At 64.2% G+C, this 21,101-nt stretch carries 17 protein-coding genes and 1 tRNA gene; 4 read left to right on the top strand and 14 right to left on the bottom strand.

The genetic code is table 11. The features are described from left to right. The 6 genes from AAFH49_RS19870 to AAFH49_RS19845 all read right to left on the bottom strand — a co-directional run. The coding region (locus tag AAFH49_RS19870) for a hypothetical protein (protein ID WP_342300932.1) at window positions 1-447 on the bottom strand (447 nt) is incomplete at its 3' end. After that, the gene (locus AAFH49_RS19865) at window positions 447-1,277 is read right to left on the bottom strand and encodes a metallophosphoesterase family protein (RefSeq protein WP_342300931.1); all 831 of its coding nucleotides are present in this window, start codon (window positions 1,275-1,277) and stop codon (window positions 447-449) included. The genes AAFH49_RS19870 and AAFH49_RS19865, both read right to left, overlap by 1 nt. A 142-nt stretch (window positions 1,278-1,419) precedes the next feature. After that, a complete protein-coding gene (locus AAFH49_RS19860) occupies window positions 1,420-2,121 on the bottom strand; it encodes an SGNH/GDSL hydrolase family protein (RefSeq protein WP_342300929.1) in 702 nt (233 codons plus the stop codon). Between the two features lie 78 nt (window positions 2,122-2,199). Continuing rightward, window positions 2,200-3,033, bottom strand: coding sequence for a maleylpyruvate isomerase N-terminal domain-containing protein (locus AAFH49_RS19855; RefSeq protein ID WP_342300927.1), 834 nt, complete (start codon window positions 3,031-3,033; stop codon window positions 2,200-2,202). A 28-nt stretch (window positions 3,034-3,061) separates the two neighbouring features. Beyond that, the gene (locus tag AAFH49_RS19850) at window positions 3,062-3,547 is read right to left on the bottom strand and encodes a hypothetical protein (protein WP_342300926.1); all 486 of its coding nucleotides are present in this window, start codon (window positions 3,545-3,547) and stop codon (window positions 3,062-3,064) included. Between the two features lie 38 nt (window positions 3,548-3,585). Next, complete coding sequence (locus AAFH49_RS19845) at window positions 3,586-4,725, bottom strand: cystathionine gamma-synthase (protein ID WP_342300924.1); 1,140 nt, start codon at window positions 4,723-4,725, stop codon at window positions 3,586-3,588. A gap of 186 nt (window positions 4,726-4,911) precedes the next feature. Here AAFH49_RS19845 and AAFH49_RS19840 point away from each other — a divergent pair, with 186 nt between their 5' ends. After that, window positions 4,912-5,649: a TVP38/TMEM64 family protein gene (locus AAFH49_RS19840; protein ID WP_342300923.1), complete on the top strand. Its 738-nt coding sequence runs from the start codon at window positions 4,912-4,914 to the stop codon at window positions 5,647-5,649. Between the two features lie 102 nt (window positions 5,650-5,751). Then, window positions 5,752-5,825, top strand: a tRNA-Arg gene (locus tag AAFH49_RS19835). Between the two features lie 282 nt (window positions 5,826-6,107). Here AAFH49_RS19835 and AAFH49_RS19830 read toward each other — a convergent pair. The 3 genes from AAFH49_RS19830 to AAFH49_RS19820 form a co-directional block, all read right to left on the bottom strand. Continuing rightward, window positions 6,108-7,004 (bottom strand): universal stress protein, encoded by an 897-nt coding sequence (locus AAFH49_RS19830; RefSeq protein WP_342300922.1) that lies wholly within the window; start codon window positions 7,002-7,004, stop codon window positions 6,108-6,110. 14 nt (window positions 7,005-7,018) lie between these two features. Then, a complete protein-coding gene (locus AAFH49_RS19825) occupies window positions 7,019-7,903 on the bottom strand; it encodes a universal stress protein (protein ID WP_342300920.1) in 885 nt (294 codons plus the stop codon). A 183-nt stretch (window positions 7,904-8,086) separates the two neighbouring features. After that, window positions 8,087-9,106 carry a 2-hydroxyacid dehydrogenase gene (locus AAFH49_RS19820; protein ID WP_342300919.1) on the bottom strand — a complete coding sequence of 340 codons (1,020 nt, stop codon included), beginning with the start codon at window positions 9,104-9,106 and terminating at the stop codon, window positions 8,087-8,089. A 114-nt stretch (window positions 9,107-9,220) separates the two neighbouring features. Between AAFH49_RS19820 and AAFH49_RS19815 the strand changes: the two genes are divergently transcribed. Continuing rightward, on the top strand, window positions 9,221-9,964 hold the full coding sequence (locus tag AAFH49_RS19815; protein ID WP_342300917.1) for an LOG family protein: 744 nt from the start codon (window positions 9,221-9,223) through the stop codon (window positions 9,962-9,964). 48 nt (window positions 9,965-10,012) lie between these two features. On the opposite strand, the gene AAFH49_RS19810 is transcribed toward AAFH49_RS19815, so the two are convergent. Together AAFH49_RS19810 and AAFH49_RS19805 are read right to left on the bottom strand one after the other, a co-directional pair. Continuing rightward, window positions 10,013-11,524: an amidohydrolase family protein gene (locus AAFH49_RS19810; RefSeq protein ID WP_342300916.1), complete on the bottom strand. Its 1,512-nt coding sequence runs from the start codon at window positions 11,522-11,524 to the stop codon at window positions 10,013-10,015. Window positions 11,525-11,595: 71 nt separating this feature from the next. Continuing rightward, window positions 11,596-12,993, bottom strand: coding sequence for an MBL fold metallo-hydrolase RNA specificity domain-containing protein (locus AAFH49_RS19805; RefSeq protein ID WP_342300914.1), 1,398 nt, complete (start codon window positions 12,991-12,993; stop codon window positions 11,596-11,598). 233 nt (window positions 12,994-13,226) lie between these two features. Between AAFH49_RS19805 and AAFH49_RS19800 the strand changes: the two genes are divergently transcribed. Beyond that, entirely contained in the window at window positions 13,227-15,104 is a 1,878-nt protein-coding gene (locus AAFH49_RS19800; protein WP_342300912.1) for a pyruvate kinase, read from the top strand. Window positions 15,105-15,124: 20 nt separating this feature from the next. On the opposite strand, the gene AAFH49_RS19795 is transcribed toward AAFH49_RS19800, so the two are convergent. The 3 genes from AAFH49_RS19795 to AAFH49_RS19785 all read right to left on the bottom strand — a co-directional run bounded on the left by AAFH49_RS19795 (window position 15,125) and on the right by AAFH49_RS19785 (window position 21,007). Next, the gene (locus AAFH49_RS19795; RefSeq protein ID WP_342300910.1) at window positions 15,125-16,432 is read right to left on the bottom strand and encodes a BNR repeat-containing protein; all 1,308 of its coding nucleotides are present in this window, start codon (window positions 16,430-16,432) and stop codon (window positions 15,125-15,127) included. A 48-nt stretch (window positions 16,433-16,480) separates the two neighbouring features. Beyond that, entirely contained in the window at window positions 16,481-18,631 is a 2,151-nt protein-coding gene (locus AAFH49_RS19790; protein WP_342300909.1) for a glycoside hydrolase family 43 protein, read from the bottom strand. A gap of 333 nt (window positions 18,632-18,964) precedes the next feature. After that, window positions 18,965-21,007: a DUF2264 domain-containing protein gene (locus tag AAFH49_RS19785; RefSeq protein ID WP_342300908.1), complete on the bottom strand. Its 2,043-nt coding sequence runs from the start codon at window positions 21,005-21,007 to the stop codon at window positions 18,965-18,967. Window positions 21,008-21,101 lie beyond the last annotated feature (94 nt).

The following is a 21,101-nucleotide window of genomic DNA, read 5'->3' as shown; positions in this document are numbered from 1 at the left end:
GGTATCGGTCGAAAACCAGTAGTAGTCGCTGGCGTACTGGCCCTTCAGCTCGTCATTAATAGTGCCGTGGGTGTAGCTGAAATACGCGCCCACGGTGAGGGGTACCACCTGAAATTTCTCGCCCACCGGCAGGTGGAAGGGCGAATACATAAACTTCAGCGAAGCCAGGCTGAGCGTGGAGCCGGCGTAATACTTCGGCACGTAGCCGATGAGAATATCGGTTTCGAGGTGGGTTTTCGAGAATTCGTAGCCGGCCCCGGCGGCCACCATGCCCAGGCCGCCACCGGTTTGCAGGGCCAGGTGGGTGGGGCGATACCAGGGATACCCGGCCCGGCGGGCGGCGTGGGGAGCGGGTTTGGCCGGAGCCGTCCCGGCCGTATCGGGCGGGGTGCTGGCGGCGGCGCGCAGGCCAGCCAGCAACAGGACAGGAAGGAGGAGCTTTTTCATTAGAAGGCGACCCGTTTGATGCGAAACTGCTTGTCACCCCACACGGTGACCACCATGTAGTGGCGCTCCGAAAAAGCGTCGGAATTGACGTAAGTCACGCCATCGTTGTAGGGCTGCGCGATGCTGGCGGAATGGTTGTGGCCATTCATTTCGAACACCAGGTTTGAGGCCTCGCGCAGGGCCTGCACGTAGGGCTGGCGCAGGGCGGGGTCGAAGTCGTCGTTGGTGGGCGGCACATGCGAAATCACCACCTGCCGCCGGGCTCCGTCGCGGTTGCTGAGCTGGGGTTTCAGCCAGCCCATATCGGGTGCAGTGCCGTCGAAATTATACTCGCGGCCGTTGGTATCCAGCATGATAAACTTGGTATTGCCGTACACGAACGAGTAGTTGAACGCCCCGAAAATGTGCTGGTAGGTAGGGCGGCCATTGCCCACCAAATCATGGTTGCCGATGACCGTGACGTAGGGCACCGTGAGGCGGCGCAGCTTCTCGTCCACCCACTGCATTTCGCGGGCCAGGCCGAAGTCGGAAATATCGCCGGCCACCACCAGGAAGGAGATGCCGGGCTGCTGGTTCACGCTGGCTACCAGGGCCTCGGCCTCGTCGTAGAATTGCTGCGAGTCGCCGGTGAAGACGAAGCGGAGGGTGTCGCCAGCGGGCAGCGGGCGGGCGGCCATTTTCGCCAGGTTTTTCTCGGTGAGGTTGGTGAATTCTTCGGGGACGCGGTGGTCGTTGGGGCTGAACTCAATCAGGTTACAGCCCGCTAAACCCAGCAGCGCGAGGCCGGGCAGCACGCGCCCCCAGCGGCGCAAATCAGTAAAGGGAAGCATAGACATAAAACCAGCCCGGGGCCGGCCAATAAAAACAGAATTAGAACAGAATTGCCCCTTAAACCCCTTCCATCGAGCCAGGGTTGGGGATTAATCCGCTTTTAATCCTTTGTTATTGGGTTTTTCGAGCCGGAGGCCCGGCCTATCGCAGCTGCGATTGCACTACGGGCAGCACCCGCTCGGCCCACTGCCGCATCTGGGTTTGGGAGTAGTGCAGGCCGTCGCGGGTGAACTGGCTACGGTCGGGCGCGGCGGCGCGGGTCAGGGCGGTGATGTCGACGTAGGCCACGCCGGCCTGGCGGCACTCGTCCTGCGCCACGGCGTTGAACTGGTCGATTTCCCGGCCGATAGCCGCCACATCGCCGCCCTGCTGCTGCCCAAACGGCGACTGGCCCCAGTCGGGAATGGACAGCACCACCACTCGCCCGGCCCGGCCGCCCGCAAAGCCAATGGCTTGGTGCAGCAACTCCCGAAACTCGGGGCGATACCGGGCCACACCCTGGCCGCGGTACTGGTTGTTCACCCCAATCAGCAGCGACACCAACCCGTAAGTCGAGGCCGGATGGGCATCGGCGATGGCCGCTTGCAGTTCGGCGGTGGTCCAGCCGGTGCGGGCAATGATGGTGGGCGCCTGCACGGCCAGGCCCTGCTGCCGGGCCAGCGCCGCCAGCTGCACGGGCCAGCGGGCCGCCTCCGCCTCGCCCTCGCCGATGGTGTACGAATCGCCCAGCGCCAGAAACGACACGCCGGGGACCGCCACGACAGGAGCCGGCGGCGGCGACACGGCGCAGCTATTGCAGCAAAAAATCAGAAACGAAACCAGCAGCGGGCGCAGCGACATCATAAGCAAGTGGAAAGTAACCGGCACACCTACGCCACGCCACCACTTGCAGATTGCCGACTAGGTGCCGGCCCTTCCCTCCTACCCCATCACGGCCACCATGCGCAGGGCCGCCAGAGCCAGTTTCTCATCGCCGGCCACTTGAGCCCGCTCCCGGGCCTCAGCCGCGCTCAGGCCCTTGGTGAACAGCTGCCAGGCATCGGCCGGGAGCAGTGTAAGGGTGGCGGCCGGCCGGGCGGCATCTGGCAGTTGCAAGTGCCAGTCCCCGGCGGCGCGGGCCAGCTCCCAGATGCCGCCCGCATTCCCATCAATAACCACTCGCACCACGGTGCCTGTCGGCGCGGCAACTTCCCGGTAAGCATGCGGCAGCCCGCGCATCATGGTTTCGATGAACGGCCGGAACAGCGCCGGCTCCATCAGCGGCGCGGGCTGGCCCACGGCGGTGCGGATTTGCTGCTGGTGGTGCCATTTCTCGGTGTAGTCGCGGGCAATGTGAAACCAGTTCAGCGACTCCGTTTCGCCGGCCCAAGCCACCGCAAAGGCGGCTGGTGCCCACGGGTCCAGCGTATTCAAATAAGCCGTGTATTCAGCCCCCGACTGCGCCAGCCAGTCCATCAGCACCGCCGGGCTGAGGCGGCGGGCAGCCCGCACCCAGTCCGCATTCAGGCGGTTGAGATAGGCTACGATGCCTGCGTAGCTGGTATCCTCCGGCGCTTCGCCGAAGTAGCCGTCGCGCAGCATGGAGAGCGTGCGCAGGTTGCCATCGAGCAGGTGGCCGGCGATGTCTTTCACCGTCCACTCGCGGGCCAGAGTGGGGCGCTGCCAGTCCTCGGGCGTGAGGCTGTGTAGCAGTTCCAGCAGCAGGCGGTCGAGCTCCGGGAAGAGCGGTAATACGTCGACAGGTGGTTTCTGCATACGTCTTTTTACTGGTGAGGCCGGTTGATTACCAAGGCATTTTCAGCGCATCCTGCCACTTGGTAAACGCCCCAAACGGGACCTTGGCCCGGCCGTAGCGCAGGGTTCCGCCGGGAATGGCCCGGGCGGCGGCGTCCAACTCTCGGAAAGCCATTTTTGCCGGGGCATCATTCAGCCCGAAATACATGGCCGGAAAGGCGGTATAACCACTATTCAGCGGCCCGCCAATGAGGTAGAGGCCCGTCAGTTTCCAGCCCTCGGCCACGCGCACTGCCCGGATTTTCATCTGTTCCGGCAGCGTTTCCCCCGATTCCTGCACCCGGGTCGTGAGCAGGCCCCGCGCGGGGTCCAGCGTATCCGTTACAAAGCCGTTGCTAGTCAAATAGGAACGCAGCCCGGCCAGGACTTCATCCGGCCGGGCTGCAGTTTCTACCAATATCAGGTTGGCCCGGCTGGTTGGCCCGGCAGCAGCTTGGGCGGGTTGCTGAGCCGCCGCCGGAAGCGCCAGACTCAATAACCCGCCCAGCGCAGCGAGAGTGCAGATGCTCCGCATTACCCGATGGCCTGGGCCAAATCCGCAATCAAATCCTCGGCATCCTCAATGCCCACGCTCAGGCGAATGAGCGAGTCGCTCAGGCCCGACTTGCGGCGCTGCTCGGCCGGGATGCTGGCGTGCGTCATGGTGGCGGGGTGGCCGCTCAGGCTTTCCACGCCGCCCAGGCTTTCGGCCAGGGTGAAATACTGGAATTTCTCCAGCACGGCGATGGCGTCTTCCTGCTTATCGCCTTTCAGAATAAAAGAAAGCATGCCGCCGAAATCGCGCATCTGCTTGGCCGCCACGGCGTGATTGGGGTGGTTTTCGAAGCCGGGCCAGTACACTTTTTCCACTTTGGGGTGCTGGCGCAGGTACTCAGCCACGGCACGGCCGTTTTCGCAGTGCCGCTGCATGCGGATGTGCAGGGTTTTGAGGCCGCGCAGCACCAGGAAGCAGTCCTGGGGGCCGGGCGTGCCGCCGCAGGCATTCTGGTAGAAGCTCAGGCGCTCGTGCAGTTCGTCATCGTTCACCACCAGCGCGCCCATCACGGTATCGGAGTGGCCGGCCATGTACTTGGTCAGCGAATACATCACGATATCAGCACCCAAATCCATGGGCGTTTGCAGATAGGGCGTGCTGAAGGTGTTATCGACGGCCAGCAGCGCGCCGGCTTCCTTGGCCACGGCGGCAGCGGCGGCAATGTCGATGATGTTGAGCAGCGGGTTAGTGGGCGTTTCGACCCAGATGAGCTTGGTTTTTTCGCTCACCACGGCCTTCACCGCCGCCATATCGTGCATGGGCACGAAGTGGAATTTGATGCCAAACGGCTCGTACACTTTGGTGAAAAGGCGGTAGCTACCGCCGTAGAGGTCGTTGGTCGAAATCACCTCGTCGCCGGGCTTCAGCAGCTTCATCACGCAGTCGATGGCAGCCATGCCAGAGGCGAAGGCGATGCCGTGCTTGCCGTTGTCGAGGGCGGCCACGGCGGCTTGCAGCTGCGAGCGCGTGGGGTTGTGGGTGCGGGAGTACTCGAAGCCCATGTTTTTGCCGGGCGACGTTTGCACGTAGGTCGAAGTCTGGTAGATGGGCGTCATGATGGCCCCGGTGGCGGGGTCCGGGTGCACGCCGGCGTGAATGGCTTTGGTGGCGAATTTCATGGGTGGGCTATGAGAGTTGAAGGGCCGGATAGGCCGCCGGCAAAGGTCGGGGATTAATCGGAAACGGCCCGCTGGCTCTTCTACGGCCGACGACTTTCACCGCCGGGCGCACGTCCCTGGCCCATGTATCTGCGTACTTGCAGGGCGAAACCCCGCCGCCGGATGGCGGAGCTTCGCCCTTGGCCTATGTTCCGACTGCTGCGCGAGCTTTTCCAGAAAAACTTCTCCACGCTGCTCACCATGTTTCTGCTGGTGGCGGTGCCGCTGCTGGGCTCCGCCTCGCTGCTGACGCTGCTCTATGAAAAGCAGGATTTGCTGGAGCGCCTCAGCGCGGGGCAGGCGGTGCTGTATTTCGTGGTCATTGCCTTCACCATGGCCTTTGCCCTCACCCCGACTACGTTCGTGGCCATCGTGACGGGATATTATTTTGGCTGGGCCGGGCTGCCGGGCATGGTGCTGGCCTACGCGCTGGCCGCCGCCATCGGCTACGAGCTGGCCAAGCGCCTCGACCACGGCAAGCTGCGCCATTTCCTGCACCTCTTCCCCAAAGCCGAGGCCGTGCTGGGCGAGCTGCAAAACCAGAGCTGGCAGCTCATCCTGCTCACGCGCCTCTCGCCGGTGCTGCCCTTTGCGTTGATGACGTTTGTGCTGGCCATCGTGGGCGTGCCGCGCAAGCGGTTCCTGGCCGCGTCGGTGCTGGGCATGCTGCCGCGCAGCCTGTTCTTCTACTGGCTCGGCACGAAAGCATCCGATGTATTGGCCCTGCTGAAAGACCCCGACCAGGGCACGCTCAGCAAATTGGTACTGCTGGGGCTGGTGGCAGCATCGCTATTCGGCCTGTACTTCGTCTTCAACCGGGCCTTGCAACGGGTATTGAGGCAAGGCAGCGCCGGAAATGAGCAAAAATCTCCGGCTGATTATTAGCCACTTGCTGCCGCCCGCGCATTTTTCTTCCCGTAAAAAGTGCGCGTGGCTTGCACAGCCGCTTTTTCTCCTCTTACCTTTGTGCTCCCAACACGGGAAAAGGGTTGTGTAGCTCAATTGGATAGAGCATCTGACTACGAATCAGAAGGTTTAAGGTTCGACTCCTTACACGACCACTACAAGGCCCTCAGCACAATGCTGAGGGCCTTTTTGCATACTTTGGGGTACAGTATCGCCGTTTCAAGGGACGGGTTGAGCTTTCATGCTACTGTTGCAGCTCGGCGACACCGGATGTTTATGCATTAGGGGCAGTATGTACCTTTTACTCGGTTTTAAATTGAGTTTCGCAGGCAGGTGGTGTAAGCCCAGGCCACCTCAATGGCGGCCGAAAATTGAGAAGCTCATTCACCGGCTGCGGATGAAAAAAAATGGTATCGGCCCCAAGCCGGGGCGGCCCGCTACGCCTCCGTTTTCGATGAGGCATCGGAGGCATCGGAGGCATCCTGCGGCACCTCGGCGGCGGTGGGCAGCACCAGCACCGGCACGGGGCACTGCTCCACCAGCCGGGCCGTGATGCTGCGATGAAACAAGTCGCTCATGAAACTGCGCTGCCGGGCCAGCGTGATGACCAGGTCGGCCGCTACTTCCTGCGTGGCGGTGAGCACACCCTCGGCGTAGTCGCTGTCGAGGTAGCCGCGCAGCTCGGGGTGGGTAAAATCGACCAGGCCGCTGGCCCGCACGGCCCGCAGGGCGGTCGCGCAGCCATCATCGTCCTCCACGCCGTCGGAAACGTGGGCCACCACCACGCCCCCCGTGCCGAGCTGGGCCAGCATGGGGCGCAGCGCCTGGGCGGCCGCCCCCAGGACAAAAGGCTCGCGGTCGGCCGCAATCAGGAAGCGGTGCGGCGGGTGGGTGGTGGGCGTGGTGGTGGGCACGGTCAGCACCGGGTAGTGGCCGGCGCGCAACAGCTCGGCGCACATGGCCGTCATGCCGGCGTAGTCGGGGTGGTCGGCATCGGGCTGGCCCAGCACAAACAGCGCCGGGGCGTAGCGGGTGGCCAGCTCGCGGGCAATGTCGGGGAGCAGGTCGGTGGCCATTTCTACGGCGGCGGGCACGTGCAGGCTCCGGGCCAGCTGGTGCAGGGCCACCACGGTATCGGACTGGCCGGCCAGCTCCTGGCGGTGGTACTTCTCCCCCACCGCGCCCACCAGCTCGTAGGGGTCGAGCAGCGAAGCCCGGTTGACGTGCAGCAGCACTACCTGGGCGTGCACGGCCTGCGCCAGCTTATCAGCGTAGTGAATAGCATGCCGGGCGGGCTCGTAGAAACCGGACAGCACGATGAGCGTGAGGGCCATGGCAAAAGCAGATTTTAGTGAGTGACGGGGATAAAGGCCCGCGTCTCGACCGGGGCGGCAACCGGGTCCGGAATGTGGGCCGAGAGCAGCAGCACCGGCACCGGTGTGTGCCGCAGCACGTAGTCGATAACACTGCCGCTGAACATCTTGTGCGCCCAGCCGTGGCCCTGGTCGAGCAGGGCCACCAGGTCGGCCTCCAGGTCGTGCACGGCCTCCAGAATGCCCGAGCCGGGCTGCGCGCCCACTACTTTGTGCAAGCCGCAACGGGCTATGCCAGCGGCCAGGCCGCTATGCTGCGTGGCCCGCAGGCCATCCCAGCCGCCGGGGCTTTCGGCCTCCGACAGCACGGTGACGGCCACCACGTCCAGGTCCAGCCCGTCGAGCAGGGGCGCAACGGACCGGGCGGCCGGGGTCAGCCGGAAGGGTCGGTCTTCTACGGCCAGGGCCAGGCGGCGGGGCTGGTGCAGGGCAGCATCGGGCAGGTGCTCGGGCACGAGCAGCAGCGGGCAGCCCGTTTGGCGCGTCACCGACGCGGCGCGGTTGCTGAACCACTCATCGAGGAAGCCATTGGTAGCCGTGAGCCCGGCTACGATGAGCATGGGGTGATATTTTTCGATGGCCTGCACAATGGCGCCGGGCCAGTCGGCTTCCAGCACCTCGGCGGTGGTGGGCACGGGCATGGTTTCGGCCACGTGCCGAAGGCAGCGGCAGGTTTCGGGCACGTAGTCCTCATCCTTGGCCGGCAGCACCATGCCGAATTCCGTGACGACGGGCACCGGCAGAAATACGTGCACCAAGTGGAGCTCGGCATCCAATGGAGCGGCCAGCACGGCGGCGTAGGCTCGGGCCCGCTCGGCGGCGAGCGAGAAGTCAGTCAGCACAACGATGTTGGGGACCATGGCAATTAGTGGCTAAGAATGAGGCGGCACTGGGCTGATGGCAGGAAGGCCGAAACCCGGGCCGGCAATGGAGATATAAAAGCACGATAAAATTCGCTTTTCTCCGCAGGCAAACCCCTGATATTGATTGGCTCAGCTAGTGATTCTCGTCATGTACAGGCAGGTCCGGCCGCTGCCGGGCAATCAGGCAACGGGCTGCTTTTGGGCAACGGGCACGGCCACCTCGTGCGCGGCGGGCCGCCCCTGCGCCCAGGCCGTGAGGCTGGCCAGGGTGGCGTCGGCAATGTTGGTGAGGGCCTCGCGGGTGAGGTAGGCCTGGTGGCCGGTGAGCAGCACGTTGGGGAAGGTGAGCAGCCGGGCAAACGTGTCGTCGAGCAGCAGCTCCTGGCTGTGGTCGGCGAAGAAAAGCGGCTTTTCCCGCTCGTACACATCGAGTCCCAGAAAGCCCAGCTGGCCGCTTTTGAGGGCGCGCAGGGCGGCTTCGGTATCGAGCACCCCGCCCCGGCCGGTGTTGATGAGCATCACGCCGCGCTTCATCTGGCGCAGCAACTCATCATCAATCAGGTGCTGGGTATCGGCGTTGAGCGGGGTGTGCACCGAGATGATGTCGGCCTGGGCGCAGGCTTCAGTCAGCGTCACGTAGCGCAGGCCGTACTGCACGGTCAGGTCGGGGTTAGGCTGCACGTCCACGCCCAGCAGCTGGCAGCCAAAGCCGTGCAGAATGCGTGCTACCACCCCGCCAATGCGGCCCACGCCCAGAATGGCCACGGTTTTGCCGTGCAGGTCGAAGCCGATGAGGTGGTCGAGGCGGAAGTCGTTGGCGCGCAGCTGCTGGTCGGCCTGGCGCAGGTGGCGGCACAGGGCCAGCATGAGCGTCACGGCGTGCTCGGCGATGGCGTAGGGCGAGTATTCGGGCACGTTGGCCACGCGCAGGCCCAGCTGGCGGGCGGCGGCCAGGTCCACGTTGTCGGTGCCGGTGGCGCGCACGGCCAGGTAGCGCACGCCCAGGTCCCAGAGCTGGCCCAGCACGGGTGCCGAGGCATCGTCCCGCGTGAAGATGCTGACGGCCAGCGCCCCCTGGGCCAGGTGGGCCGTGTCGGCGCTGAGGGGCGTATCGAGCAGCGTGAGGTGGTGGCGGGTTTGGTTGGCGCGCTGCAAAAAGCTGCGTTCAAAGCCTTGCACACTGAAAGCGGTAACGTTCATAATCAATTAACTAGATTTAGCAGAAATGAGTCTCTATTGGCGCAGCGTCAGCGCCTGAGGTTCCGTTGGTTATCGGTACCAGGCCCGCTGCCCGGTGTTGTTTTCAGCCCGCCCATGCCCGCTACGCCCTTGCCCGCCCCCCAGCACCCCGACCGGGATGAGCGCCGGTTTCTGGCCGGGCCGCGCAGCCGGCGGCGCGAGCTGCGCTTTCTCTGGACGGTGGTGCGGGAGTTTGTGCGCGGGTTTCGGGCGCTGCATTTTGTGGGGCCGTGCGTGTCGGTGTTCGGGTCGGCGCGGGTGGCGGCGGGCTCGCCGTTCTATGAGCTGGCCCGCCAGCTGGGCGCGGGCCTGAGCCGGCAGGGATTCACGGTGCTCACCGGCGGCGGGCCGGGCATTATGGAAGCCGCCAACCGGGGCGCACGCGAAGCCGGCGGCCCCTCGGTGGGCTGCAACATCGTGCTGAATGCCGAGCAGCACCCCAACGCCTACCTCGACAAGTGGCTGAGCTGCCGGTACTTCTTCGTCCGTAAAGTCTTGCTGGTGAAGTATTCATATGCATTTGTAATTATGCCCGGCGGCATTGGCACGCTCGACGAGCTGTTTGAGGCCCTCACCCTCATCCAGACCCGCAAAATCCTGGATTTCCCGGTAGTGGTGGTGGGGCGCGCCTACTGGCAGCCGCTGCTGGCCCAGCTCACCCACATGCAGGCCCAGGGCATGGTGGCCGCCGCCGATTTGGAGCTACTCACCTTCACCGATTCGGTGGCCGAAGCCCTGGCCCACATCGAGCAGTACGCCGTGCAGAAGTTCCGGCTGGTGGCCAAGCGCCCGCCCCGGCGCTGGTGGCTGGTCGAATAAAGTGGCTCAAAACGGCTTCAAGGGCTCATATTCTGGTCTGAAAAGCACTCAGCGGGTGGCCGTGGCCGCCTGGGCCGCTACGTTCTGCTGAATAGCAGCTTGCTCGGCTTCCGTGGCCAGGCCGGCCAGGGCGGGCAGGTCGAACAGGCGGCCGCGCAGCACCACGGCCTGAATCAGACGCAGGTTGTGGATATCGTCGAGCGGGTTGCCGTTGAGCAGCAGCACATCGGCCGCATAAGCGGGGCGGATGCGGCCCACGTCGAAGCCGTGCCCGGTGGCCATGGCCGGGTTCACGGTGCCGGCGCGCAGGGCTTCGGCCGGCGTGAGGCCGAGGGCCACCAGGCGCTCCAGCTCATCGTGCAAGCTGCCGCCGTAAAAGAGGTTGGGCGTGCCGGAGCCGGCATCGGAGCCCGCCACCAGGCGCACGCCCAGCAGCCCAAACGTGGCCACCATGCTGCGCTGCAACGAATCGGCAACCTGGATTTTGGCCAGCTTGCCGGCCGATAGGTGCGGCCGGTCGTGGGCGGCCTGCGCCCACTGCTGGCGCATGCTGGCCGGCACCGACCGAAAGCGCGGGTCTTCCCGGGCGGGGTCGCGCCGCAGGTCGAAATCGTGGGCCACCAGCCCGGGCATCACCGCCGTATGGTCCTGCATCAGCGCCTGGGCCAGCGTCGCGCACCGGCTGGGGCTGAAGCTCGCCACGATGTCCTTTTGCTGCGATTTGATGCAGGCTTGCAGCGTGGGCAGGGGCCGGGGGCCGGCCAGGGCCGCAGCGCGTGCCGCCACCAGCTCGGCCTCGCGGCCGGAGCAGGCCAGCAGCAGCTTATCGGCGTGCTCGATGCTGCGCTGGCCGGCCCCGATGGCATCCAGCACCGGCACGGCCTCGGGCACGGCACCGGCCAAGTGCACCCGCTCCAGGCGGGTGGCAGCGGCGATGCCCCCAAAGGCCTCGGGCGATAGGTACGGGCCAGCTTGCAGGCTGCACCAGCCCGCCCGCATCAGGGCTTCGGCCCGGGCAAAGCCCTCGGCGCGGGTGGCCGTGAGGCTCAGGCTGGTGCTGCCATCGGCCGAGCCGTCGAGCACGGGGCCGGCCAGTTCGAGGCGCGGCCCCACCCGCGCCCCGGTTTCCAGGGCCTGGTATGTGCGCAACAGGTCGGCCAGGGGCCGGGCCGCGCTCACGTCGCGGATGCTGGTGATGCCGTGGGCCACGTACAGCGGCAGGGCCACCCGCTCATCGGCGGCTGAGCCCAGGGCGTGGGTGTGGAAGTCCCACAGGCCGGGCACCAGGTATTTGCCGGTGCCGTCGAGGGTGGGCACGCCCCGGCCGGCCGGCACCCATTGGCCCACCGAAAAGATGACGCCGTCGCGCAGCACCACGTTGCGGTGGGGCTCGACTTCGCCCAAATCAACGTCCACCACGTTCACGTTGGTAATCACCAGCTCATCGACCGGCGGGGGAGCGATGGGCGGCGGAATGAGGGACACCGGACGCTGCCCGACAGCCAGGTGCCCCGAGAAACTCAGCCCCAGGAGCAGTCCAAAAAAAAGGCGTGGTTTCATGACCAGAGTACAGATTTAAAAAAGCGTTTGCGGCTAATAATTAACACGTAAGACAACTGCCGCCCCCCGAATCAAAGCCCGGCGAACAGGCGGACGGATTCCAGGTATTCGGGCACTTCCACGCTGGGCCAGTGGCGCTCGCGCAGCGTTGCGGCCAGGTTTTCGGCGGCCGGCGGCTCGCCGTGCACCACGAAGGCGCGCTGGGGCGGGGCCTGAAACTGGTCGAGCCAGCGCAGCAATTCCGAGCGGTCGGCGTGGGCCGAGAAGCCGTCGAGGTGCTCGACGTGGCAGCGCACGGGCACCATTTCGCCGAACATCTTGATTTCCTGCTCGCCGGCCAGCAGGCGGCGGCCCCGCGTGCCCTCGGCCTGGTAGCCGATGAGCAGCAGCGTATCCTGCGGGCGGGGCAGGCGGTGGTGCAGGTGGTGCACAATGCGCCCGCCCGTGCACATGCCACTGGCCGAGATGATGATGCCCCAACCGGTTTTCTGGTTCAGCGCCTTCGACTGTTCCGACTCCGGCACCAGGTGCAGGCCACTGAAATCGAACACGTTGCCGTGGCCCAGCCGGTGCGCCGTGGGGTGGCGCGGGTAGAGGTCGGCCACGCGCAGGGCCATGGGACTATCCACGTACACCGGCACGGGCGGGATGCGGCCGGCCGCCAGCAGCTTTTTCAGGTAGTAGAGCAGCGCCTGGGTGCGCCCCACGGCAAAGGCCGCCACGAGCAGCACGCCGCCCCGGTCCAGGGCCTCGTTCACGGTGCGGGCCAGCACCGATTCGGGGTCGGCCAGGCGCGTGGTGCGGTCGCCGTAGGTGGATTCCACCACGAGCACATCGGCCTGGGGGATGGCCGTGGGGTCGTGCATCAGCGGGCTGTCGTAGCGGCCCAAATCGCCGGAAAACACGAGGCGCTTGTGCTGGTGCGCGCCCCGCACGTCCAGCTCCACAATGGCCGAGCCCAGGATGTGGCCAGCTTCCCGGAAGGTGAGCACGAGGCTGCCCCCGAGCAGGCTGATGGGCGCATTGTAGGCCACGCTTTCCACCAGGGGCAGCACCTGCTCCACGTCGGCCTGCGAGTAGAGCGGCAGAGCCGGATGGTGTTTGGAATAGCCTTTTTTATTCGCGTAAACCGCATCTTCTTCCTGCAGCTTGGCCGAGTCAAGGAGCATAATGCTGAGCAAATCGGCGGTGGGCTCGGTGCACAGGATGCGGCCCCGAAAACCGTCTTTCACCAGCTTGGGAAGGTAGCCGCTGTGGTCGATGTGGGCGTGGGTGAGGATGACAATTTCGACGTCGGCGGGCGCGAGGGGCAGCTCCTCGCGGTTGCGCAGCCGCAGCTCCTTAAGGCCCTGAAACAGTCCGCAATCGATGAGTAGCTGATGGCGCTTGCCCGCCTCTTCCAGCGTGAGCAGGTGCTTGGAACCCGTGACGCAGTGCGCGGCCCCGAGGAATTGCAGATTGACATCCATGGCCTTGAAGCGGAAGTAAGTTGCGCTTACAAGGTTCAGCCAAACCCAACCAACAAAACATGACGAAAATCAACGCTTTGGCTAATAATCAGCAGGGTGCTGGCGCGCGCGGGGCGGGTTCTTTGGGTTCGGATTTTCCTTTCCCGGCCGGGTGCTGAATCATCACCCGGCACGTGCGTAATTTCTTGGGCGGCAGGCCAATTCGCATTCGAGTACCCCTCCTGCTGCTTGTCATGGCTGAACTCATCCGGCCCGCTTCGGTTCCCCCCCGGTCCAGCGCCGACCTTGATGGGCTGCTTGCCGAACTCACCACCGTGCGCGACGAGATGGTGGGCTTTGCCACGCAATGCACGCAATACCTGTCCTCTATTCACCCAAATTTCCAGCTGGGTGCCCGCAACCTGCTGCACTACCTGGCCCTGCGCCAGCGCGACCTGCGCCCCCTGCAATACCGCCTCGCCGAGCTCGGCCTCTCCTCCCTGGGCCGGGCCGAGGCCCACGCCCTGGCCAGCGTGGAGGCGGTGCGGGCCGTGCTGCACGCCCTGGCACGGCCCACCTCACCGGAGCCAGTTCAGCCGGACGAAACCGGCCCGACCTTCAGCAGCGGCCCGCGCCTGCTGGCCGAACACAGCACCGCCTGCCTGGGCCCGGTGCCGGCCGAGCGCGACGTCCGCATCATGGTGACCATGCCCAGCGAGGCCGCCACCAATTATGCTCTGGTGGAAGAGCTGCTGCGGCAGGGCATGGACTGCCTGCGCATCAACTGCGCCCACGACGACGTGGCAGCCTGGCAGCAGATGATTGCGCACCTGCGCCGTGCCGAGCAGACGCTGGGCAAGTCCTGCAAGGTGAGCATGGACCTGGCCGGCCCCAAGCTGCGCACCCAAGGCCTGCCGCCCGGGCCGGCCGTGCTACAAATCAGTCCGAAAATTGATGCCTTTGGGCGGCGGCTGGCCCCCGCACGGATATGGCTGAGCGCCGCCGAACAGCCCACGGCGGCCCCAGCAGCGGCGGCCGCCAGTCTGGCTTTCCCGGCTGCCTGGCTGCTCGGCCTGCACGCCGGCGAGGCCATTGCATTTGTGGATGCGCGGGGGAAGCGGCGCAAGCTGCACGTTGGCAGCTGCACGCCGCAAGGCTGCTGGGCCGAGCTTAGCAAAACGACCTATCTCACGCCGCTTACCCAGTTTCGGGGGGCGGACGGAATGGCTACCATTCAGCACCTGGAGCCCTCGGAGCCGTTCATTCTATTGCGACCCAGCGATAGTTTGTTGGTGCGCCGGCGGCCGGCTGGCGGCGGGGCGCTGTCCGTCCCAACGGCATTGGATGGCGAAGCCGCAGCGGCCATTGGCTGCGCGTGGTCCGAGGCGTTCGACTACGTGCGGGCCGGCGAGCCCATCTGGTTCGATGACGGCAAGATTGGCGGGGTCATTGAGGAGGTCGAGCCCGAAGCCTTGCGCGTGCGCATCACCCAGGCCCGCTCGCAGGGCGAAAAGCTGCGCAACGACAAGAGCATCAACCTGCCCGAAAGCCAGCTACCGCTCTCCGCCCTCACGGAGAAGGACCAGCGCGACCTGGCCTTCGTAGCCCAGCACGCCGACCTGGTGGCCCTCTCCTTCGTGAGCTCGGCGGCCGATGTAGAGCAGCTGCGGCAGGAAATCAGTCGCCTCACGGACCGGGAGCTGCCCATCATCCTCAAAATTGAAACGCGGCGGGGCTTCGAGCAACTCCCGGCCCTGCTGCTCAGCGCCATGCAAGGCGAGAGCTGTGCGGTGATGATTGCCCGCGGCGACCTAGCCGTGGAATGCGGCTTCGAGCGCCTGGCCGAGGTGCAGGAGGAAATCCTCTGGCTGTGCGAGGCCGCCCACGTGCCCGTCATCTGGGCCACACAGGTGCTCGAGAGCCTGGCCCGGGGCGGCATGCCCTCCCGCGCCGAAATCACCGATGCCGCCATGGGCGACCGCGCCGAGTGCGTGATGCTCAACAAAGGCCCGCGCGTGGTGGAAGCCGTGCGTATTCTCAGCGGGATTTTGCGGCGTATGCAGGCCCATCAGCGCAAGAAAAGCGCCATGCTGCGCGGCCTGCGCGTGGCCCAGGCGTGGCCGGGGATATAAGCCCGCCCACAAAACGGCAGCTACTTACCGGGCTTCCATTCCAACACGTATACCGGCTGCGGGGCTAGGTTTTCGAGGGTTTCGCCGTCGCCCTGACCGGTGCGCTGCACGAATAGGCTGAGGATGCCTTCGGTTTTCCAGCGCTCGGTGTCGTAGCTGGGCTCCCAGTTGCCCACGGAACTGGTTGTGAGGTCAGTGGCCGTCCACTGGTTGGTGGCGAGGTCGGGACATTGCAGCACCGAGGCACGGTCCTGGCGCTCGGCGTCGCGGTAGAGCAGGTAAGCGGCAGTTTTGCCTTTTTGGGTCGAAACCAGCAGCTGCGGGCGCGAAATCGGAATCTTCTTCGTGCCCACGCCGCTCAGGCTGAAAGGCATGGTGCGCTGGCTGATTTGGGCGGTTTTCCAGGTTTTACCATTCAGATAAATCAACTGATACTGCGGCACCTGGGTGCCGGCCGGCCGCCAGTAGGTGGCGATGTAGGGCCGGCCCTGGGCATCGGCGGTGATGCTGGTCTGGTTAATCAGCTCGCTGTTTTGGGGGATGCGGGCGGCGTACTCGGCGGTTTTTTCGGTGATGGGAATCTGATACTTTTCGCCGGTGCTGCGCTGCCAGGTCAGGCCGCCGTCCTTCGAGCAGGCGTAGGCCATGTCGTGGTTGGAGGCCACGTTGGGCGACTCGCGCCATACCCACGACACATGGATGGTGCCCCGCGCATCGATGCAAGCCTGCCAGTAGGCGTTGCGCTGGCCCTCGCCGTCGATGAGCACGCTGTGCAGGCGGGTCCATTTCTGGTTTTTCGGGCTGTAGCGGTTCAGCACGAGGTTGCCGTTGCCGGAGCCGCCGTCGCGGTACATAAACAGCACGTCGCCGCCGGGGAAACGGTGGAATTCGGGGTAGGAAACCTTCTGCTCCTGCTGGCCGGTCATGGGCTGGAGCGGCCCCATTTCGAGCGAGCCGGGCGCTTTGCCCCGGCAGTAGTGCAGGGGGTTGTTGTGGTGGTCGAAGGACAGGTGCACGTAGCCCACGCCATCCACCATCAGGCTAATGATGTTGTGGGCATCCTTCACATTGCCTTGGTATGGCGTGCGTTGCACCTGCCACGGCCCGGCTGGCAGTCGCCGCTTGGCCAGCACCACGTAGGCCGCCGAATCGTACCAGGCCACGTACTGGTCGCGGCCCTGCGTCACGACGGAGTTTTTGCGGAACACCGCGCCGTTCACGTTATTCTTCGCCCAGCCCAGGCCCACCGGCATTTGGGCGCGGCTGGTCAGCGGCTGCAATAAACTCGATATCAGTAAAATACACAGCGCAAATCGAAAATTCAACATGAAGTGATGAGTGGTTTTTAGAGATGCGTTGTCTGCCAATCCGGCCGATTATTTCACCCGCACCGGCTGGATGCCGGCGTGCGTGGGTGTCACAGGCTTGATGCTGCCGTCGGCGTTGAATTCCAGCTTATCAATGCAAACTTCGCGGTGGTAGCCGGCAGCGCGGCCCATCCCGAGGCCCTCGGGGTAGGTGAAACGGTGGTAGACGAGGTACCACTCATCCCGCCCCGGCACCTGGATGGTGGAATTGTGGCCCGTGCCATAGAGGCCGGCCGCCGCGTCTTTGCTGACAACCAGATTATTGGCCGACACCGTGATTTTGCCCAGCGGCGTGGCAGCCGTGCCGTAGCGCACGCGGTAGTCGGGGTCGCGGGTATCGTTTTCGCTCCACATGAAGTAGTAGGTGCCGTTGCGGTAGAGCACGTGGCTGCCCTCGCGGAAGGTGCCGTCGGGCGTCATCAACTGTGTGGTGCCGGGTTTCAGGGAGATGAGGTCGTCGTTCAGTTCCGCGCCGGCCATGTAGGAGTTGCCCCAGTAGAGGTAGTTTTTGCCGGTTTTGGGGTCGTGGAATACGGCCGGGTCAATCTGCTGGCCGCCCTTCGCGCCCTCGGGCCGGGTGTCAATCAGAGGTTTGCCGGTGTCCACAAAAGGGCCGGTGGGGCTGTCGGACAGGGCCACGCCAATCTTGCCTTCGGCGCAGAAATAATAGGCGTACTTGTAGCCGTTGGCCGTTTTCTGCTCGATGATGCAGGGCGCCCAGGCGTTTTTCTTCGCCCAGCTCACATCCTTCCCCAAATCCAGTATCACGCCCTCGTCCTTCCAATTCACCAAATCCGGCGATGAAAACGCCTTGAAGTAGGTGCCCGACCAGCCCGTAAACCCGTCGCTCGTGGGGTAGAGGTAGAATTTGCCGGTTTTCTCAGCGTAGAGGATGGCCGGGTCGGCATAGTAGCCGGTCAGGGCAGGGTTGTGGGTTTCGGCCATGCTCACCGAAACGGGCTGCTTCTGGCTGGTGCCGCTCACGTTGTAGCGCACGGGGCCTTTGGTGAAATCCTGCGGGCCGGTGGGCTGCACTGCTACCCCGGCGAAAGTGGAAAACGTGGGGTCGAATGCTTTCAGGCTGGTGCCTGGTTTGGCCAGGAAGGCCAGCTTGCCGCCGGCGGAATCGGCCACGGTATTTTGCGAACGGATAGCGGGGTTGCGGGCCGAGCGCAGCACGTCGACCGGAGCCAGCCAGCGGGCGGCCAGGCGCGCGCCCTCTTGCGCCGTGATGGGCAGCACGGTGCCGTGGCGCGGGTGAAAATTCATGCTCACCTCGCTGTCCACAACCTTGAAATTCTGGAGGTCGGAAGTGCGGGTGAACTGGTAACGGCCCTTGGTGTACACGTCGTACATCAGGATGTAATCGTTGGAATTATTGAGCTTGAAGGTGCCCGCGCCTTCCACCGGGTCGGTGGTTTGCTGCACGTATTGGTCGCGCAGCACGTAGCCGCCGGTGAGCTTATCCGACACGGCGATTTTGATGCCGTTGCCCTTGCCTTCGGTCTTGAAAAACAGGTAAAACTTGCCGTCTTTGGCCACGATGTCGCCGTCGATGCACGAACCGTTGGTGGGGCTGATGAACAGCTGTTTCGGCTCGCCTTCCAAATCGGTGAAATCCTTGTTGGCGTAGGCATAGTAGATTTTATCGGGGTCTGTGCCGTGCTTCAGCGAGAAGTAAACCAAGTATTTGCCGGCCTGGGCGTCGTAGATGGTTTGCGGAGCCCAGACGCGTTTCAGGTCATCCTGGCCGGGGTAGCGCTTCTGGAAATTGATGGCGCTGGATTTCCAGTTAAGCAGGTCGGTGGACTTCATGAGTACCATGCCCCGGTTGGAGTCCCAGCCCTTAGCTGATACCATGTCGGTAGCCACCATGTAGAAGGTTTTGCCATCGGCCCCGCGCAGAATGTGCGGGTCGCGCACGCCGCCCGTCTCGCTGATAGCGGCCGAGCTGATGACCGGCCGGTTGCCGTTGAGCGCCGTGTAGTGGTAACCGTCGGGGCTGAGGGCGAAGCGGATGGCTTCTTCCTTGAGGTCGTTGCCGGTGAAGTAGACGAACAGATAGGCGCTGGTTTTTTCTTTCGCGGGCGGGCCGGGTTTGCCGGCGGCAGATTGAATTAATCCGAGCACCAGCAGTAAGAAACCAAAGTAGTATTTCATAAAAACGAGGAAGTGGCCGGAGCCACTGAAAGATGCGAATAAAAACACTTGTCATCCTGAGCGGAGCGAAGGACCTTATCACGCCTGTGCCGCTTGATTTCTGCAAATCGTTTATCGGTGACAAGGTCCTTCGCTCCGCTCAGGATGACAAATGATAAAGAAAAACACGAACGCACGGCCCGCGACCAGTGGCCGGTAAGGGTCCCACCTCCCACCGGCCAGCGGCTCCGTTTGCAGCGGGGCCGGGCTCTCACTGTCAGGCTAGCAAGTTTCTCACTGCTCAGTTAGCCGGGTTGGCGCTGGTCGGGGCCGTACGTTCGTTAGTTTTTCTTTTTAATCAAATTTTATGGTCTTGCTGCTGCCGTCCTTGAAAGTCACCACGGCGCTGCTGTTCTGGGCCGGCGGCATAAGTTCTTTCACGGGCATTAATTCGGCATCGGTCCAGGTTTCGCCGGATTTTTTCCAGAGTATGAGCGTGGCGTAGAGTGTAGTTTGAGCGGGCTCAAACTGGGCCGAGACGTTGATAACGGCGCTTTCGGACTTCACGGGGTTGAGGCCGGTGGTGGTCAGGGTTTCGGTTTTGGTCCAGCCGCTGAGCGGGATGAGGGCCAGCTGGTAGGTGCCGTTGTCGATGAGCTGGGCTTCGTAGCCGTTCACCTTGCGCGTGGTGCGCCGGATGGTGCCCGTGAGGTTGGGCAGGGCGTAGTGGCCCAGGCGGGCGGCCACGGGCTCGGTGCTCAGGTTCTGGTCGAGGCGCAGGATGCCGTTGGGCAGGGTGATGTCGGCCAGATGCAGCTTGATGTTGTGGTTGGTTTCCAGCTCGGCATCGCGGTAGTAGATGCCGTTTTCGAACTTTTTGAAGGTGTAGAGGCGCAACGGCTCCCACTTGTTGTCCGGGGTTTTGAACACGTAGTCCATGGCCACTTCGCCGTTGGGGCCGTCGGCCTGCCAGGGGAAGGCGCTGTTGTAGCTCAGGCGGTTATAGTTTTCGTTGCCCCGGTTGCCATCGCTGGCGGGCTGGGCCGAGGGTACGCGGATTTCGGCCGCGCCGGTGTTGGGATAGTCGGTGACGAGGATGTTGGGGCCGGCCTCGAACTTGTTGAACACGGTGCCCGGCTTCAGCTCCTTGCCCCAGGGGCCTTCGTTCTCGGTGGCGGTCCAGAAGGGCGAGTCGGCCGGCACGAGCAGGCCCAGGAAGGCCTTGGCCATCCAGAACACGCTGCCTCGGCAACTATAGGCCTGCACGGCGGGGTCAAAAGAGCCATAGAAGCCCAGCGTGGGGATATTGTCCTGCAAAAAATCCGGGTTTTTCAAAAACTGTAACAGCGTGCCCGAGGCAATGCGCCGCATCCAGCCGAAGTTGGTACCGGCCTCGGGGTGCAGGCCCATCAGCGGGAAGGGCACCACCGCCGCAAAGCGGTAGGTGATGCTGCGGCCCCACATTATCATGCGGCCGTCGCGCCCAAACTGGTAAGGGTAATTGTCCTTCAGCGGGGAGAAATTGGCGGTGAGCTGGGTGGCAATTTCGGGGTAGTGTGCCCGGCCGTAGTATTCGCTCCACAGCCGGCCGTACATCTGGAAGGCCCACATGCTGTAGTAGTCGAAGGTAGGGCCGTCGTGGTACCAGCCTTCGCCGCGGTAGTGCGTGAGCTGCTTTTGCAGGTATTCTTCCATCAACTTTTCGTTGACGGTGTAGCCCCGGCTTTTGTAGAAGCTCAGGATGAAGATGTTGAAATAGCGCCAGTTCTGGGGCACGGTGGGGCCGTCGCCGTAGCTGAGCATGGTGGCAGCCAGGGCATCTTTGGTGGCCTGGGGCAGTGGGTCCCAGAGGATTTCGGGGGTCGCAAACAGCGCCACGCTCAGCCCGCCAAACTCCACCAGGTTCTGGCTGGGGCCGCCATCCTTAGCCCGGGGCTGGATGAACGATGGGCTGGCCGGGTTCACCAACTGGGCCAGCTGGTGGCGGTAGTAGTCGCCCACTTTGATGCCGTTCAGCGTCAGGCCGGGGTCTTCTTTCAGCAGCGGCGCGGCCATGAACAGGGTGCGGCACAGGCCTTCCAGCTTCTCGGTGGGCACCTGGGCAGCGGTGCGCGGGTAGCTTTTGCCGGGCTGCTTGGGGAATTGCATCGGGTCGTCCAGCTGATGGATGTAGCTGAACGCGCCGCTGAGCAGGTAGCGGGCGGCGTCCTGCCAGTGCCGCCGCGTCATGCCAGTGAAGGGGCTGAGCCTTTTATCCGGCTGCTTCACCTGGAACAGCGGCAGCCTGGTAGCGGGCGGCGTGACGGCAGTGGTGAAGGCGGGCGGGGCGGGCTGGGCGTGGGCCGGGGTGGCGGCCAGCACTGCGAGGATTCCAAAGAGTAGGCCGTTTATTTTCATTAATACAAAGGCTCGAAAGCACGTCATGCAGAGCGCCGCGAAGCATCTTGCCCGCAGTAAGTAACTCATTCGATTGAATTAGTGGCTGTCTCTT

It is taken from the genome of Hymenobacter segetis (assembly GCF_038448715.1).
GTDB classification, from domain to species: Bacteria; Bacteroidota; Bacteroidia; order Cytophagales; family Hymenobacteraceae; genus Hymenobacter; species Hymenobacter segetis.
This window is presented reverse-complemented; position numbering and strand designations above follow the sequence as displayed.

Bases quoted from the DNA above. Each gene is read 5' to 3' on its own strand.
- AAFH49_RS19865 (WP_342300931.1), bottom strand. From the start codon at position 1,277: ATGCTTCCCTTTACTGATTTGCGCCGCTGGGGGCGCGTGCTGCCCGGC.
- AAFH49_RS19860 (WP_342300929.1), bottom strand. From the start codon at position 2,121: ATGATGTCGCTGCGCCCGCTGCTGGTTTCGTTTCTGATTTTTTGCTGC.
- AAFH49_RS19855 (WP_342300927.1), bottom strand. From the start codon at position 3,033: ATGCAGAAACCACCTGTCGACGTATTACCGCTCTTCCCGGAGCTCGAC.
- AAFH49_RS19845 (WP_342300924.1), bottom strand. From the start codon at position 4,725: ATGAAATTCGCCACCAAAGCCATTCACGCCGGCGTGCACCCGGACCCC.
- AAFH49_RS19840 (WP_342300923.1), top strand. From the start codon at position 4,912: ATGTTCCGACTGCTGCGCGAGCTTTTCCAGAAAAACTTCTCCACGCTG.
- AAFH49_RS19830 (WP_342300922.1), bottom strand. From the start codon at position 7,004: ATGGCCCTCACGCTCATCGTGCTGTCCGGTTTCTACGAGCCCGCCCGG.
- AAFH49_RS19825 (WP_342300920.1), bottom strand. From the start codon at position 7,903: ATGGTCCCCAACATCGTTGTGCTGACTGACTTCTCGCTCGCCGCCGAG.
- AAFH49_RS19820 (WP_342300919.1), bottom strand. From the start codon at position 9,106: ATGAACGTTACCGCTTTCAGTGTGCAAGGCTTTGAACGCAGCTTTTTG.
- AAFH49_RS19815 (WP_342300917.1), top strand. From the start codon at position 9,221: ATGCCCGCTACGCCCTTGCCCGCCCCCCAGCACCCCGACCGGGATGAG.
- AAFH49_RS19810 (WP_342300916.1), bottom strand. From the start codon at position 11,524: ATGAAACCACGCCTTTTTTTTGGACTGCTCCTGGGGCTGAGTTTCTCG.
- AAFH49_RS19805 (WP_342300914.1), bottom strand. From the start codon at position 12,993: ATGGATGTCAATCTGCAATTCCTCGGGGCCGCGCACTGCGTCACGGGT.
- AAFH49_RS19800 (WP_342300912.1), top strand. From the start codon at position 13,227: ATGGCTGAACTCATCCGGCCCGCTTCGGTTCCCCCCCGGTCCAGCGCC.
- AAFH49_RS19795 (WP_342300910.1), bottom strand. From the start codon at position 16,432: ATGTTGAATTTTCGATTTGCGCTGTGTATTTTACTGATATCGAGTTTA.
- AAFH49_RS19790 (WP_342300909.1), bottom strand. From the start codon at position 18,631: ATGAAATACTACTTTGGTTTCTTACTGCTGGTGCTCGGATTAATTCAA.
- AAFH49_RS19785 (WP_342300908.1), bottom strand. From the start codon at position 21,007: ATGAAAATAAACGGCCTACTCTTTGGAATCCTCGCAGTGCTGGCCGCC.